This is a genomic window from Sphingopyxis sp. MWB1 (genome assembly GCF_000763945.1).
Classification (GTDB): Bacteria; Pseudomonadota; Alphaproteobacteria; order Sphingomonadales; family Sphingomonadaceae; genus Sphingopyxis.
This window is the reverse complement of the sequence record NZ_JQFJ01000002.1, coordinates 1,030,292-1,045,528: the sequence shown is the minus strand read 5'-3', so window position 1 is coordinate 1,045,528 and position 15,237 is coordinate 1,030,292. Positions and strand designations below refer to the sequence as shown.

The following is a 15,237-nucleotide window of genomic DNA, read 5'->3' as shown; positions in this document are numbered from 1 at the left end:
CCCGCACGCGGGCCAATGTCGGCCCATGTTGAACCGACTCTCCTCCCTTTTCGCCGCTTTCCTGCTTGTCCTCACCGCGCCGCTCGCTGCCGCGCAGGGTGTTACCTCTTCCGCCGATCCGCGCGCGACCGAGGCGGGGCGACAGATTTTGCATCAGGGCGGCTCGGCGGCCGATGCGGCGGTCGCGATGGTCGCCGTCCTTACCCTCGTCGAACCGCAATCGAGCGGCGTCGGCGGCGGCGGCTTCCTCGTCTATCATGACCAAAAGGATGGCATCACCACCATCGACGGGCGCGAGACCGCTCCCGCTGCGGCGAAGACCGACCGCTTTCTGGGCGCCGACGGCAAGCCGCGCCCCTTCATGGACGTTGTTCCCGGCGGGCTGTCGGTTGGCGTCCCCGGCAATGTCCGACTGATGGAAATGGCGCATAAGAAATGGGGCAAGCTCGACTGGGCGGCTTTGCTTCAGCCCGCGATCAAGCTTGCCGAAGAGGGGTTTGAGGTCACCCCCGTCCTTCACGACTGGCTGACCCGCTATGAACCGGTGTGGAAGGATTTTCCCGTCGCCCGCGCCATCTATTATGTCGATGGCAAGCCCGCGCCGGTCGGCACGCGGATCAAGAATCCCGCCTATGCCGCGCTGCTGCGCGACCTTGCAGCGCGCGGGCCCGACGCTTTTTACAGCGGCGCCAATGCCCGCGCGATCGTCGATGCGGTGGGCCAAGCACCGCGCAATCCCGCCGTCATCACCATGGCCGATCTTGCCGCCTATCGGGCCAAAGAGCGCCCCGCGGTCTGCACCAGCTATCGCATCTACAAGGTCTGCGGCATGGGGCCGCCCTCGTCGGGCGCGACCACCGTCTTCGGCATTCTCGGCATGGTCGAGGGCTGGGACATGAAGACGATGGGCAAGGATAATCCGATGAGCTGGCATTTGCTCGCCGAAGCGATGCAATTTGCTTATGCGGACCGCGCCAAATATCTGGGCGATGCCGATTTCGTCAGCGTCCCCGTCGCGGGCCTGCTCGACAAGCAATATCTCGCCCAGCGCCGCGACCTCATCTCGCCCTTCGGTCCTGCGGGCGATTATCCCGCCGGCTCGCCCCCGGGGGCAGAGCCGCGCACCGCGTCGGGGCCCGTCGCTGAGAGCGGCACGACCCATTTTGTCGTCGTCGACCGCGATGGCAATGTCGCCTCGATGACCTCGACCGTCGAAAGTATTTTCGGCAGCCAGCTCATCGCCAACGGCCATTTCCTCAACAATGAAATGACCGATTTCGATCTGAACCCCATGCGCGACGGCGCGCCCGCCGCCAATCGCGTCGAACCCGGCAAGCGCCCCTTATCCTCCATGTCGCCCACCATCGTGTACGGCCCCGATGGCAAGGTGGTGCTGGCGGTCGGCTCGGCGGGGGGCAAGCGGATTATCATGCATGTGACCAAGACGCTGATCGGTGTGCTCGACTGGGGCCTCAGCGCCGAAGAAGCCATTGCGCTTCCCAACCTTTTCTTTGGGCGCGAGGGCGTGCTGATCGAGGATAATGAGGCGGGCCGCGCTATCGCCGCCAAAATGAAGCCCTTTGGCTACAGCTTCACCCCTGCTGCCATCGGGTCCAAGCTCAATGCCGCAGAGCGCGTCGACGGCGTGTGGCGCGGCGCCGCCGATCCGCGCGGCCCCGGCACCGCCACCGTTGATGGCGCCCCGCCGCAGGGCTAAACGGGCGGAAAGAGACAAAATCATATCCTCCCCGGGAGAGTAGAGGCATGAAGCTTGATAACCCGCATCTCGACCATTTCCCCAGCCTGGTCGCGATGTTCTTTGACCGCGCCGAACGGGGCGGAGACGACCCGTTCCTGTGGCGCAAGGCGGACCGCGTCTGGCAACCGATGAGCTGGCGCGAAGTCGCCGAACAAGTTTCCGCGCTCGCGCACAGCCTTCGAAAGCTGGGTCTGCGGAAGGGCGACCGGGTGGTGCTGGTCAGCGAAAACCGCCCCGAATGGTGCATCGCCGACCTTGGCATCATGGCGGCGGGCTGCGTCACCGTGCCGACCTACACCACCAACACCGAACGCGACCATCAGCACATTTTGGACAATAGTGGCGCGCAGGCGGTGATCGTCTCGACCGCCAAGCTTGCGCGCACGCTGATGCCCGCGGTCATGCGCTCCGATGCCCATTTTGTGATCAGCATGGAAAGCCTGCGCGTCGGCCAGCAGGGCGAAGTCGAAATCCACGACTGGAACAAGCTTGTCGGGGACGGGGCGCAATATGTCGCCGAAACCCGCGCGCAGAGCGAAGCGATGACGCGCGATGAACTCGCTTGCCTCATCTATACCAGCGGCACCGGCGGCGCACCGCGCGGGGTGATGCAGCATCATGGCGCCATCCTCCACAATGCGGCGGGCGCCGCCGAGATATTGGTCAATGATTTCGGCATCGCCGATGAGGAGGTTTTCCTCTCCTTCCTGCCGCTCAGCCACGCCTATGAACATTCGGGCGGCCAGTTCCTTCCCATCATGGTCGGCGCGCAAATCTATTATAGCGAAGGGCTGGAAAAGCTGGTTTCCAATATAGAGGAAACGCGCCCGACGATCATGGTCGTCGTCCCCCGCCTGTTCGAGGTGATCCGCGCCCGGATGATCAAGGCGGTCGAAAAACAGGGCAAGCTCGCCAATTGGATGCTCGATCAGGCGATGCGAGTCGGCACCAAAAGCTATGAACGGCGCATGGGCGTGCTCGACAAACCTGTCGATCTTTTGCTCGACAAGCTATTCCGGCCCAAAATTTCGGCGCGTTTCGGCGGTCGGCTAAAGGCGATGGTGTCGGGGGGAGCGCCGCTCAACCCCGAAATCGGCGTCTTTTTCCATTCGATCGGCCTGACCCTGCTGCAAGGCTATGGCCAGACCGAATCCGGCCCGGTCATCAGCTGCAACCGCCCCGCGACGGGGCTGAAGATGGACACGGTCGGCCCGCCGCTGATGAACACCGAAGTGCGCATCGCCGATGATGGCGAGATTTGCGTGCGCGGCGAACTGGTGATGAAGGGCTATTGGCACAATCCGTCTGAAACCGAGCGGGTGCTGATCACCGATCCCGATGATGCAGAGGGCGGGCCCTGGCTTCACACCGGCGATATCGGCCATATCGACGAGGAAGGCCGGATCGTCATCACCGACCGCAAAAAGGATCTGATCGTTAATGACAAGGGCGACAATGTCTCGCCCCAGCGGGTCGAGGGGATGCTGACGCTCCAGCCCGAAATCCTGCAGGCGATGGTCTATGGCGACCAGCGCCCGCATCTGGTCGGCCTGCTCGTCCCCGATCCCGAATGGGCGAGCGAATGGGCCGAGGCCGAAGGGCTGCCCAAGGACATGAATCTGCTGCGCGAACATGAAAAATTCCGCGCCGCCGTCCGCGCCGCCGTCGACCGGGTCAACGCCCAGCTATCGGTGATCGAAAAGGTCCGCAAATTCGACTTTGCCGACGAGCCTTTCTCGATCGAAAATGAGCAAATGACCCCGTCGATGAAAATTCGCCGCCATATCCTGCGCGAGGTTTACGCCAGGAAAATCGCGGCGCTTTATAAGGGGTAGCTCCAGACGGCCTATTCGTCATCCCGGACTTGATCCGGGATCCATGGCGGCCGCGTGGTTATAGACCCCGGATCAAGTCCGGGGTGACGAAAGGGGGACAGGGGGGTGTGATACCCTTTGAGGGGCAAGGGGCGCCTCAGTCTCCGTTTCCGCCTCTACCTCGCACGTCATTGCGGGGCCCGGGGATGACGGGCGAAGCAATCTTCAGCGCGGGGCAAAGCGCCAGCGGACGGGATATCGGCGAGCCGCCATTTCGCTTCATCATAACGGGCGAGGAGCGACCCGGAAAAAGCCCTAGGCAAACCGGTCCCCGCCCGCGGTCAAATCCGCAGATTTAACCTTCATCCCCTTCCGGTTTGCGATAGGGGGTGAATTCGCCAAAAACACAGGTCGGGCCGCGAATGCCGCTCGACCGGTCGACCAGATAAAAGAAATCGCCGGCACAGGTCGCCGATCCGAACTGGCGTACGACCATGATGTCGCTGTCCCGCGCAAGGCCGGGGCAACTGCTGCGCAAATCGTTGCGATAGACGACGCGCCCGCTCTGGCGATAGAGCAGCACATTGTCCGAAATGCGGATCGTGTCGTTCGACCGGTAATTGGGCAGGCATTTTTCGGGCTCGCCCGGCACCTTGTCGGCCAGATAGGTCGCCATGCGCTCGGCCTGTTTGGGCGTCAGCGCCGCGGCGCCCGGCTCGGCGGTTCCGGCGGGCGTGCAACTGGCGAGCAGGGGCAGGGCGGTGATCAGCGCTGCGGAAAATAGGGGCTTTGCCATGGGGATATCCTTCCTGCGAAGCGTGGCTGGGGGGATCAGAAACGGCAGTGCCATTATGCCGCATCTTTCAGCGCGCGGATACGGGCCAGTTCGGCGGCGCTTTGTGCGCGCAAAAAGGGGTTGGTGGCGCGTTCGGCGCCGATGTCGGTGGGCACGGTCGCCTCGCCCTCGGCGCGGGCGCGTTCCACGGCTTTCAGCCGCGCCGCCAGCGCCTCATTCTCGGGCTCGACCGTTATGGCAAAGCGCGCGTTCGACAGCGTATATTCATGCGCGCAATAAACGCGCGTCGCATCGTCCAGCGTCGCCAGCCGCTGCATATTGGCATACATCTGCTCCGCCGTGCCTTCGAACAAGCGGCCGCAACCCATGGCGAACAGCGTATCGCCAACAAAAATCGCGTTATCGCCCGCGAAATGATAGGCGATATGTCCCGCCGTATGCGCGGGCACGTCCCACACTTCGGCCTGCCGGTCGCCCAGCCGCACCACGTCGCCGCCCTTCACCTGCCGGTCGAGCGTCGGGATACGTTCAAACTCCGCCGCCGGGCCGGTGATGGTGCAGCCCGTCGCTTCCTTGATCGCGGCGTTGCCCCCCGTATGATCAGGGTGCCAATGGGTGTTCCAGATATCGGTGATCGTCCAGCCCCGCGCGGCGGCGGCGGCAAGCACCGGTTCGGCAACGGCGGGATCGACCACCATCGTCGCCTTACTGGTGGGCTCATGGACCAGCCAGACATAATTGTCGCTCAGCACCGGAATGCGAAGGATCTCAAGCGGGGTCACAGGCATCTCCTTTCTCTTCCGGCCTCCTCACCCCAAAGACGGAGCCGGGGCGGGGGCGCCTTGGCCATGCCGGGCGGACCCGCCATTTGGGGACAGCATCGCATGGACGCCGCGTCTTGTTAAGCCCGTCCGCCGCTCATCAGCGCGAGCGCTTCCGTGGCCAGCCTCCGCGTCAACGCCTCGGCGCCTTCGCCCTCGCGCCCCAGCCCCGCGGCCTGTCCGGCCCACAGCGGGGTGAAATCGGCCTTGCCCGCGGCTTCGGCGGCCTTGCGAAGCGGCGCCAGCGCGGCGGAGGCATAGGGGAAGGGCGGGGCGGCAGGCGATCTTGCGCCCAACGTCTCGATCAGACGGTTATGCGTCCCCCGCGCCATGCCCCCCGAAAATAAATTGGTCAGCACCGTCTCCTCAGCCTCGGGACGCGCCAGCGCGGCGCGAAAGGCGGGGGCGATCGGGCATTCGGGGGTGAAGAGATAGGCGGTGCCCATCTGCACCCCGCTCGCGCCCAGCATCATCGCCGCGGCAATCCCGCGCGCGTCGCTGATCCCGCCTGCCGCGATCACCGGGCAATCGACCGCATCGGCGATCTGCGGCACCAGCGCCATTGTTCCCATCTGGTTATCCATATCGGGATCAAGGAACCAGCCGCGATGGCCGCCGGCTTCCCAGCCCTGGGCGATAATCGCGTCACACCCACGCGCGGCCAGCGCCCGCGCTTCCGCCAGAGTAGTCGCGCTCGACAAGATCAATATCCCCGCTTCGCGCAGCGGCGCGAGCAGCGCCTCGTCGGGCAGGCCATAGTGAAAGCTGGCCGCCGTCGGCGCCGCCGCAACGGTCGCTGCCGCCATGGCCGCGTCAAAGGGCGCGCGGATCGGCGGCGGCGGGCCGGGGTCGTCGATGCCATATTCGGCGTAAAAGGGCGCGAGCGCCGCCACCCATTCGCTCATGTCGGGCGCAGGCGGCAGGCGGTGGCAGAAAAAGTTGAGGATGAGCGGCGCGTCGCTCGCCGCCCGGATCTCGGCGACCGCGGCGCGCATCTGCTCCGGCGTCATCATCCCGCAGGGCAGCGACCCCGTCGCGCCTCCCGCCATCGCGGCGAGGACCAGCGCATTCGACGTCGCCCCCGCCATGGGCGCCTGGATAATCGGATGGAGCGAGCCCAACAGGCCGGAAAGCCGCCGGTCGGGCCAGTCGCTCACCTACCAGCTACCCGTGTTCGGCATCGAAGCCCAAGGCTCCTGCGGCTCCAGATAGCCATCCTGTAGCAGCTCGACCGAAATGCAGTCGGGGGTGCGGACAAAGGCCATATGACCATCGCGCGGCGGACGATTGATCGTCACCCCCGCATCCATCAGCCGCTGGCACGTCTCGTAAATATTCTCGACGCGATAGGCGAGGTGGCCGAAATTGCGGCCGCCCGTATAGGTTTCGGGCGCGCTGCCATCCTCGGCGGGCCAATTATAGGTCAGCTCGACCTCGGCCACCCCTTCCTCGCCGGGGCAGGCGAGGAAGATCAGCGTAAAGCGTCCCGCCTCATGGTCAAAACGACGCACTTCCTCAAGCCCGATCAGCTTGAAAAAGGCGATGGTGGCATCCGGGTCGGTGACGCGGATCATGGTGTGAAGATATTTGGGCATGGCGGCTATTTAGGAACGAAGGCTCGCGTCTTCAAATGTTTCGAACAGGCTGACAAATTCTTGCGGCGGCGGGCTGGATGCGCCGCGTGCCTCGCCGACATGGACATTGACCAGCAATCCCGCCGCGCGCAGGTCATCGGCACCCGCGCCATGCAGTTCGAACAAATAGGTCATCGACGTGCGCCCGACCCGCGAACAGCGCACGCAAATGTCGATTTCCTCATCCAGCAGGATCGGCGCCTTATAGTCGATCTCTGCGCGGGCGACGTGAAATTCGGGGCTGGCATTGTGCGGCCAGCGGTCATGTACCCCGGCGGCGCGCCAATATTCGGTGATGCCAATGTCGAAATATTCAAGATAACGGCTGTTGAATACCACCGCCTGCGCGTCAATCTCGGCATAGCGGACCCGTTTGCGGACCGAGAAACGAAAATCGCTGCGCGCCATATTTTATCCTTTATTTCTGTTATGTCTGCGTGTCGGCAAGCCGCGCCACCGTGTCGATCAGCAAGGCGATATCGCCATCGCGCGACAGGCGGTGGTCGCCGCCCTTCACCAGCGTCACCTGCACATCCTCGCTCGCCAGCGCGGCGGCGAGTTTCAGGCTGATTTCGGGCGGGACATCGCCATCCTGCTGCCCATGGAGCAGCCGTACCGGGCAGGACAGCGGGATCTCGCGCTCCAGCAACCGGTTCGCCTCGCCCGACTGCCAGAATTTGCGCGTGGTGACATAGGGCTGGTCGCTATAGGGCGTTTCCTCGCGCAGCTCGCCCTCGGCCTGGATGATCGCCTTTTCTTCGGCGGTAAAGCCCCAGTCGGTGAAGTCGGGCGCGGCGGCAATGCCGACCAGCCCCGCGACGCGGCGCGGCCCGTCGTGGCGCAGCATCGCCATGGCGGCGAGCAGCATCAGCCAGCCGCCCATCGACGATCCCACCAAAATCACCGGGCCTTCGACCCTGGCATCGACCAGATCGAGCACGTCGCCGCACCAGCTTGTCAGGCTCTGCTCGGCGAACAGCCCATCGGACGATCCGCATCCGGCATAATCCATCAGCAGGCAGGACCTCCCCTCGGCCGCCGCCCAGGCAAACAGCGCGCTCGCCTTGCCGCCCTCCATGTCGGACATATAACCGGGCAGAAAGACAATCGTCGGCCCGCGCCCCGCCATATGGCGATAGGCCAGCCGCGGCCGCCCGCTGCGCTCGAAAAATAAAGGGGGAGACAAATTGGTCATAGGATCCACTTTCCTGCGCTTTCCCCCATCGCGCTCTTTTTCAGTCCCAGGGCTTGCCTGGTCACGTCACGTCCCGTCTGTGTCGAGCGAAGTCGGGACACCCCGGGCGCATAGGCCTCAGCCGCCCATATCGGACAGGCTCAAATCACCCAGTCGATCGTCTGCATCTGAGTCACCGCCTGTCCCTTGGCGCGGCGCTGTTCGACCATGATGCGGTTGAGCCGCTGGATGGTGTCGCTGCCCGTGGTGATGCACCAGCCGGGAACCACGGCATGGACCAGCGCGCACAGCCCGCCCCAGATCATCGTCACGCCAAAGCGCGAAGCGACGCCAAAATGTTCGACATAGCTTTCATCGACGCTCTTGGGATGATCGACGAACAGGCGCTTGAACATGAGTGTGAATCCCTTTGCTGCGACACCCCGCCGCCCTAGCCGCGCCAGCCATGGCCCGCAAGGGCGGGGGGACGGTTCAATCCCGCAGGAATATCGCCTCGATAGGCAAGCCGAACAGGTCGGCGATGCGAAAAGCCAGGGGCAGCGAGGGATCATATTTGCCCGTTTCAATGGCATTGACCGACTGGCGGGACACCTCCAGCCGCTCGGCCAGATCAGCCTGACTCCAGTCCCGCTCGGCGCGCAAAATCTTCAAGCGGTTTTTCACGCCTCTTTCCCGGGAGCGTCCCATGTCAAACGATTGTAAATAGCGCCGAGGCCGAGGCCCATGAACCAGAAAAAGGCCGCGCCAAAACCGCCATTGCCGGGCGGCAGCAGCTCGAAATTCTGCAAAAACTGCCAGATAGTCACAACAACGAGGCAAAAGCCCGTCGCGAACAGGCACTGCCGCACCAGCAACATGCGGAGATACTCATCCTCCATTTCCATGATCAGCCGCATCACTGCGACAAAAACGCCGATAATGGGAAGAGCGGGCACAATCGCCAGCGCATAGGCCGCCGCGCCGGTCACGGGATGATGGTCGAAGAGCCAGCGCACACCGAACAGCGCAATCATGTAAGCGCTCATCAAGCAGAAGATCCGCCACGTGTAGCGCTTGATCGCGGGATTCTGGAATCGAAACATCATGGGCCTCCTGCTGACGCGAGATCGCACAGCCGGCGCGTCCCGACCCCCTCGCGTGATGTCAAGTATCTTTGACATCACGCTCATTCAGAGTCAAGCGCCCTTGTCAAAAAGACAAGTTTGTTAGTCCGTGGTGACTGGTTGATTGAGCCAGATGAGTTTTGGCCCCGACCAGCGCCCCCTAATCATGCGCCGCCGGATGCACGCCGCGGCGCCAGTTGATCAGATGCGCGCTCGCCAGGGTCAGCGCGCCCAGCGTTGTCAGCAACCGGTCGGCGGCTTCGGGGTCGGAAACGGGGATCAGCGCTTCGTGCGCGGCAAGGCCCAGCAACAGCAGCGCCAGTCCCGCCGCCGCGAGCAGGGTGGGTGTCCAGCGGCGGTGGCGCCGCCAGCCTGCGCGCATCGCGATCAGCGCGGCGGGGACGACCAGAATCAAGATCGCGGCATGAAACCCATCGGGCAGGATGATCCACGCCGCCAGCGCGGGCGCCAGCAGCAGCGCCATCGGCAGGGCAAGACAGTGGATCAGGCAGGCAAAGGACAGGGCAATCCCCGCGGCATCGGCGGCGCGGCTGTCGGGAAGGGGGGCGGGTGAGGGGGGAGAGCTCATGCAGCGTGGCTTTCAGACGGACGATGAGGCTCAGGTAGTGATACATTGTATCATTTCAACCCCTCATTTCCTATGCCCTTATCGCGCCCCCTTGTCCAATCGCGTCCAATCGCCCCCTTGCCGCCCGCGTGCCGCGCTGGCAAAGGGGCGCAGTTTATCCGCCCAGAAAGGCCTTTTCTTCGATGTCCGACATGATCCGCGTTACTCTTCCCGATGGCTCTGCCCGCGAAGTCGCACGCGGGACGACTCCGGCGCAGATCGCCGCCGACATCGGCCCCGGCCTTGCCAAGGCCGCGCTCGCCGCCAAAATCGACGGCGAAGTGCGCGACATCATGCGCCCGCTGGACGGCGACACCGATCTGGCGCTCATCACCGCGCGCGACGAGGCGGATGCGCTCGAACTCGTCCGACATGATTATGCCCATGTGCTTGCCGAAGCGGTGCAGGCGCTGTGGCCGGGCACACAGATCACTTTCGGCCCCGCGACCGACGACGGCTTTTATTATGACGTAAAGGCGCCCGACAGCCGCGATCCTTTCTCGATGGACGATCTTCCCGCCATCGAGGAAAAGATGCGCGCGATCATCGAGGCCGACAAGCCGCTGGTGCGCGAAGTGTGGAGCCGCCAGCAGCTTGTCGACAAATGGGAGGCCGAGGGCGAGACGTTCAAGGCCGAATGGGCGAAGGAACTGCCCGAGGATGAGGAACTGACCGTTTATTGGTCGGGCGAACCGGGCAGCAAGGACGCCTGGCTCGACATGTGCCGCGGCCCGCACCTCGCGAGTACCGGAAAGCTCGACCCCCAGGCGTTCAAACTGATGCGCGTCGCGGGCGCCTATTGGCGCGGCGACCAGAAAAATGCCCAGCTTACCCGCATTTACGGCACCGGCTGGCTCAACAAGAAGCAGCTGAACGCCCATCTCACCCGGCTGGAGGAAGCGGCAAAGCGCGACCATCGCAAGCTGGGGCGCGAAATGGACCTCTTCCACTTGCAGGAAGAAGCGCATGGCAGCGTTTTCTGGCACCCCAAGGGCTATCGCATCTGGCGCGAGCTTGAAGCCTATATGCGCCGCAAGATGGACGGTGGCGGCTATCAGGAGATCAAGACGCCGCAGCTGATGGACGTGCGCCAATGGACCCAGTCGGGCCATTGGGGCAAATATGCCGAAAATATGTTCGCCGTCCCCGACATCGTCCCCGAAGTCGATGAAGACAGCGGCGTCGCATCCCCCACCGTCGCCGCGGACGCCGACTGGATGGCGATCAAGCCGATGAACTGCCCCGCGCATGTCCTTGTCTTCAAGCAGGGCATCACCAGCTATCGGGACCTGCCGATCCGTCTTGGCGAAATGGGCTGCTGCCACCGCAACGAACCGCATGGCGCGCTCCACGGCCTGATGCGCGTGCGCCAGTTCACGCAGGATGACGCGCATATCTTCTGCACCGAGGATCAGGTGGTCGAGGAAGTCCGCAAATTCTGCGAACTCGCCGACAGCGTCTACAAGGATTTCGGCTTTTCCTATCATGTCAAACTCGCGCTGCGCCCCGAAAAGCGCTTCGGCAGCGAGGACATGTGGGACAAGGCCGAACAGGAATTGCGCGATGCGGTGGCCGAAGCCGGCATGGCCAATGACGATTATGGCTGGGAAGAATTGCCCGGCGAAGGCGCCTTTTATGCGCCCAAGCTTGAATGGCATCTCACCGACGCCATTGGCCGCACCTGGCAGGTCGGCACTATCCAGGGCGACCGCGTCCTCCCCGACCGGCTCGACGCCAGCTATGTCGGCGAAGATGGCGAACGCCACCGCCCGGTCATGCTCCACCGCGCCATTTTCGGCAGCTATGAACGCTTCATCGGCATTTTGATCGAACATTTCGCCGGTCGCCTGCCCGTCTGGCTCGCGCCCGTACAGGCGGTGGTCGCCACCATCGTCTCCGACGCCGATGATTATGCCCGGCAGGCGGCCGCCGAGCTGGAAGCCGCGGGCATTCGCGTCGAAAGCGACCTTCGCAACGAAAAGATCAATTACAAGGTGCGCGAACACAGCCTCGCCAAAGTCCCCCATCTCCTCGTCGTCGGCAAGCGCGAGGCAGAAGAGGGCACGGTCGCGGTCCGTACATTGGGGCAGGAAGGCCAACGCATCCTGCCGCTCGCCGAAGCCATCGCGATGCTGAAGGCAGAGGCGACCCCGCCCGATCTGCGCGGCGCCTGAGCGGGTCTTGAGCGCAAGCGGCACCTTTCTCGGCCTGCCGCTGCTGACGCTGGCGGGCGCGGCGGCGATGACCTTTGGCGCGGCCTATGTGCGCGGGCTCACCGGCTTTGGCATGGCGATCATCCTTGTGCCCTTGCTCGGCCTTATCATCGCGCCGGGGGAGGCGGTGGTGCTTGGCATCTTGCTGCAACTGCTCATCGGCCCGGTGGGGATCAAGATCATCATGGCCGATGCGGATCGTGCCACGGCGCTTCCCATCGGTCTTATCGCCATGGTGACGACGCCGCTGGGGATGATGGCGCTGGAGGCTGCGCGGCCTGATGTCGCGCGGCTGCTTATCACCCTGGTCGCGGTCGGCGCCTTTGTTGCCGTGCTGCTTCCCAAACAGCCCGCCGGGCATCGTCCCGGACGGGTGGCAGTTGCGGGCACGGGGCTGGCGTCGGGGCTGCTCACCGGCTTTGCCGCCATGCCGGGGCCGCCCGTCGTGCCCTTTTACCTGCGCCGCGCGCTCGATCCGCGCATTTCGCGCGCGTCAATGCTGCTCATCTTTTTCCTGACCGCCATCGCCGGAACGCTCGCGGCCCTGTGGGTGGGGATTGCCACGCTCAAGCTTTTCCTGCTTTCGCTGCTGCTCTTCCCGCCGATGTGGCTCGGAAACCGGCTCGGCGGGCGCCATTTCGGCAGCGTACCGCCCCATGTCTGGCAAGCCATGGTCGCGCTCGTCCTCGGCATTGCGGCGGTGTCAGCGGTGGTGCGAATCCTCAACTAGGCCATCTTCCGCCAACGCGCTTGCAATAAGGTATCACAGGTCGCGCAGCGCCTGTGCGGGCTTCGCCGACAAGATGGGCCAGCTTCCCGCGATGCCGATCACAAAGGCCAGCCCCGCGCCGCCCACCAGCGTCAGCCCGACGATCATCGGGTCGGGCGCAAAGCCGAACTCGAAAATCTGCGTCACCACATACCAGGCGCCCGCCAGCCCCAGCCCCAGCGCCAGCGCGCCCAAAATCAGCGCCAGCAGCGCATATTCCATCGCCTGCGCCCCCAATATCTGCCCGCGCGTCGCGCCGAGCAGTTTCAGGATCACGCTGTCATACACGCGCCTTTCGCGGCTGGCAGCAATGGCGCCGATCAGCACCGCGATCCCGGCGAGGATGGCGATGCTCGCCGCTACTGCAATCGCCTGACCCATTTGCGTGAGCAGCGTCGTCACCTGTCCCACCACATCGCGCACCGCGATCAGCGAGGCAGACGGGAAGGCGCGCGGGATGCTGCGCGCCAACATCGCCTCGGCCTCGGGGCCGACCGCCACCGTTGCGACCATATTATGCGGCGCGGCGTCGAATGTGCCGGGGGAAAAGACCAGCACATAGTTCAGCCCGAAATTGTCCCAATCGACGGTGCGAAAGGATGCGATCTTTGCCTGCACCTCGACCCCCAACACATTGACGGTCAGCGTATCGCCCAGCTTCAGCCCCAATGTCTCGGCGACATCGCGTTCAACGCTGACCAGCGGCGGGCCCTTGTAATCGCGGGGCCACCAGCGGCCCGCGACCAGACTGCTGCCTTCGGGCAAGGTCGGGCTATAGGTCAGTCCGCGGTCACCGCGCAGCACCCAGGCGCCTTCGGGCAATTCTTCCAGTTCATCGACCCGCTGCCCGGCAAATTCGGTGATCGTCCCGCGCAAGGCGGGGATCATGTTGATATCGGCATCGGGTTCGGCCTGCCGCACGGTGGCGCGAAACCGGTCTTCGGCATCGCGCGGAATGTCGAGGATGAAAAAGCTTGGCGCGCGCTGCGGCACGGTGCGGCTCACCTCGGCGGTGATACTCGTCTGCGTCGCCGCCAGTGTGACGAACAGCGTCAGCCCCAGCCCCAGCGCCACGACCAGCGCGCCGGTCGCCGATCCGGGCCGGTGGAGATTGGCGAGCGCCAGCCGCAGCAGCGGGCGGCGCGGCGGCGGCAACAGGCTCGCGCCGCGCCGCACCGCCCAGCCAATCGCCATCAACACCAGCAGCAGGCCAATTGCTGCCCCGATAAAGCTCAGCGCAAATAGAGGCTCGCGTGCCGTCCCGACTGCCAGCGCGACAATCGCTCCAAAAGCGGCGGCAACGATGGCGAGCGTACGCAGGTCGATCCGTCCCGCGCCGCCGACCGTCGCGCGATACAGGCCCGCCGCCGGAATATGGCGCGTCGCCGCCAAGGGGGGCAGTGCAAAGGCCAGTGCAATCAGCAGGCCATAGGCGGCGCTGACCGCGAGCGGCAGCGGATAGAGCGCGAGTCCCGGTTTCACTGGCAGGACGTCGCCCGCGACCCAGCCGACGGCTGCTGGCGCCAGCGCGCCCACGACCAGTCCGGCGCCAATCGCAATCAGCGCCACTGCCAATATCTGCAAGCCATAGATGCGCAGCAAGGTGCCGCTATCCGCCCCCAGAACTTTCAGCGTCGCCAGACCGGGACGCTTTCCATTGAGATAGCTCGCCACCCCATTGCCGACGCCGATGCCCGCAATCACCAGTGCGGCAAGACCGACGAGCGAGAGAAACTGCCCCATACGCTCGATAAAGCGCCGCGTGCCGGGGGCGCCGTTGCTTCGGTCGTTGATATCCCAGCCAGCGTCCGGAAATTCTTCGTCCAGCCGGTCGGCGACTTCCTCCGGGGCGACTCCGGCGGGCAGGCGAATGCGATATTTGCTTTCATAAAGGCTTCCCGGCTGGATCAGCCGGGTGGCGGGCAGGTCGGCGAGGCCGATGATCGCCACCGGCCCCAGCGTAAAGCCTTCACCCAGCCGGTCGGGTTCTTGCGCGATAATCCCTTCGATGCGGAAATATTTGTCACCAAATTTGACCTCGTCTGCCGGCCCCAGCGTCAGGCGGGAAGCGAGATCGGCACCGATCCAGATATGTCCCGGCCTAGGCGGCCCCTTGCGCGCGCCGCTACGCAGCCGCATTTCACCATAGAGGGGATAGGCGGCGTCGACCGCTTTCAATTCGGCAAGCAGCGCCTCACCATCGGGTGCGCTCGCCATGGCGCGCATCCGCACCGTTGCTGATGCCGCCCCCTCACGGCGAAAGGCCGCCATTTCGGCTTCGCTGGCCTCGCGCTGGGGCAGTTCGAACTCGATGTCGCCGCCCAGGATCGTCTGGCCGCGCACCTCCAGCTCGGCGGTGATCCCGCGCGTCAGGCTGCCGATGGCGGCGAGCGTCGCCACGCCCAGAAACAGGCAAATGGCGAGCAGCCGCAATCCGCGAATCCGCGTCGCAAAATCACGCCGCGCAATGCGCCAGAGCGAGGGGAGGGGGAGCATTAGCTGTGC

General features: G+C 64.6%; 15 protein-coding genes. 4 read left to right on the top strand and 11 right to left on the bottom strand.

Features of this window, described 5'->3' with window-relative positions:
• Positions 1-25: 25 nt before the first annotated feature.
• Together ggt and JV18_RS0105800 are read left to right on the top strand one after the other, a co-directional pair.
• Complete coding sequence (gene ggt / locus JV18_RS0105805) at positions 26-1,717, top strand: gamma-glutamyltransferase (RefSeq protein WP_033073776.1); 1,692 nt, start codon at positions 26-28, stop codon at positions 1,715-1,717.
• Positions 1,718-1,764: 47 nt separating this feature from the next.
• Positions 1,765-3,594 carry an AMP-dependent synthetase/ligase gene (locus JV18_RS0105800; RefSeq protein WP_033073775.1) on the top strand — a complete coding sequence of 610 codons (1,830 nt, stop codon included), beginning with the start codon at positions 1,765-1,767 and terminating at the stop codon, positions 3,592-3,594.
• Positions 3,595-3,928: 334 nt separating this feature from the next.
• On the opposite strand, the gene JV18_RS0105795 is transcribed toward JV18_RS0105800, so the two are convergent.
• The 10 genes from JV18_RS0105795 to JV18_RS0105750 form a co-directional block, all read right to left on the bottom strand.
• Positions 3,929-4,369 carry a hypothetical protein gene (locus JV18_RS0105795; protein WP_052072088.1) on the bottom strand — a complete coding sequence of 147 codons (441 nt, stop codon included), beginning with the start codon at positions 4,367-4,369 and terminating at the stop codon, positions 3,929-3,931.
• Between the two features lie 53 nt (positions 4,370-4,422).
• Positions 4,423-5,157 carry a hydroxyacylglutathione hydrolase gene (gene gloB, locus JV18_RS0105790; protein ID WP_033073774.1) on the bottom strand — a complete coding sequence of 245 codons (735 nt, stop codon included), beginning with the start codon at positions 5,155-5,157 and terminating at the stop codon, positions 4,423-4,425.
• 113 nt (positions 5,158-5,270) lie between these two features.
• On the bottom strand, positions 5,271-6,347 hold the full coding sequence (locus JV18_RS0105785; protein ID WP_033073773.1) for an NAD(P)H-dependent flavin oxidoreductase: 1,077 nt from the start codon (positions 6,345-6,347) through the stop codon (positions 5,271-5,273).
• Positions 6,348-6,785: a VOC family protein gene (locus JV18_RS0105780; RefSeq protein ID WP_033073772.1), complete on the bottom strand. Its 438-nt coding sequence runs from the start codon at positions 6,783-6,785 to the stop codon at positions 6,348-6,350.
• Positions 6,786-6,794: 9 nt separating this feature from the next.
• Entirely contained in the window at positions 6,795-7,232 is a 438-nt protein-coding gene (locus JV18_RS0105775) for an acyl-CoA thioesterase (protein ID WP_033073771.1), read from the bottom strand.
• 19 nt (positions 7,233-7,251) lie between these two features.
• Entirely contained in the window at positions 7,252-8,019 is a 768-nt protein-coding gene (locus tag JV18_RS0105770; RefSeq protein ID WP_033073770.1) for an alpha/beta fold hydrolase, read from the bottom strand.
• Positions 8,020-8,159: 140 nt separating this feature from the next.
• Positions 8,160-8,414: a DUF6356 family protein gene (locus tag JV18_RS0105765; protein ID WP_033073769.1), complete on the bottom strand. Its 255-nt coding sequence runs from the start codon at positions 8,412-8,414 to the stop codon at positions 8,160-8,162.
• 76 nt (positions 8,415-8,490) lie between these two features.
• Positions 8,491-8,682 carry a helix-turn-helix transcriptional regulator gene (locus JV18_RS0105760; RefSeq protein ID WP_033073768.1) on the bottom strand — a complete coding sequence of 64 codons (192 nt, stop codon included), beginning with the start codon at positions 8,680-8,682 and terminating at the stop codon, positions 8,491-8,493.
• Positions 8,679-9,104 (bottom strand): hypothetical protein, encoded by a 426-nt coding sequence (locus JV18_RS0105755; protein WP_052071763.1) that lies wholly within the window; start codon positions 9,102-9,104, stop codon positions 8,679-8,681. The genes JV18_RS0105760 and JV18_RS0105755 overlap by 4 nt, the downstream gene beginning before the upstream one ends.
• Positions 9,105-9,282: 178 nt before the next feature.
• Positions 9,283-9,711 (bottom strand): MerC domain-containing protein, encoded by a 429-nt coding sequence (locus JV18_RS0105750; protein ID WP_081944697.1) that lies wholly within the window; start codon positions 9,709-9,711, stop codon positions 9,283-9,285.
• 182 nt (positions 9,712-9,893) lie between these two features.
• Between JV18_RS0105750 and thrS the strand changes: the two genes are divergently transcribed.
• Both thrS and JV18_RS0105740 read left to right on the top strand, forming a co-directional pair.
• Complete coding sequence (gene thrS / locus JV18_RS0105745) at positions 9,894-11,924, top strand: threonine--tRNA ligase (RefSeq protein WP_033073767.1); 2,031 nt, start codon at positions 9,894-9,896, stop codon at positions 11,922-11,924.
• A 7-nt stretch (positions 11,925-11,931) separates the two neighbouring features.
• Complete coding sequence (locus tag JV18_RS0105740; RefSeq protein ID WP_033073766.1) at positions 11,932-12,693, top strand: sulfite exporter TauE/SafE family protein; 762 nt, start codon at positions 11,932-11,934, stop codon at positions 12,691-12,693.
• Positions 12,694-12,726: 33 nt separating this feature from the next.
• Here the strand turns inward: JV18_RS0105740 and JV18_RS0105735 are convergent, their stop codons facing one another.
• Positions 12,727-15,228, bottom strand: a complete 2,502-nt coding sequence (locus JV18_RS0105735; protein ID WP_052071762.1) for an ABC transporter permease — start codon at positions 15,226-15,228, stop codon at positions 12,727-12,729.
• Positions 15,229-15,237 lie beyond the last annotated feature (9 nt).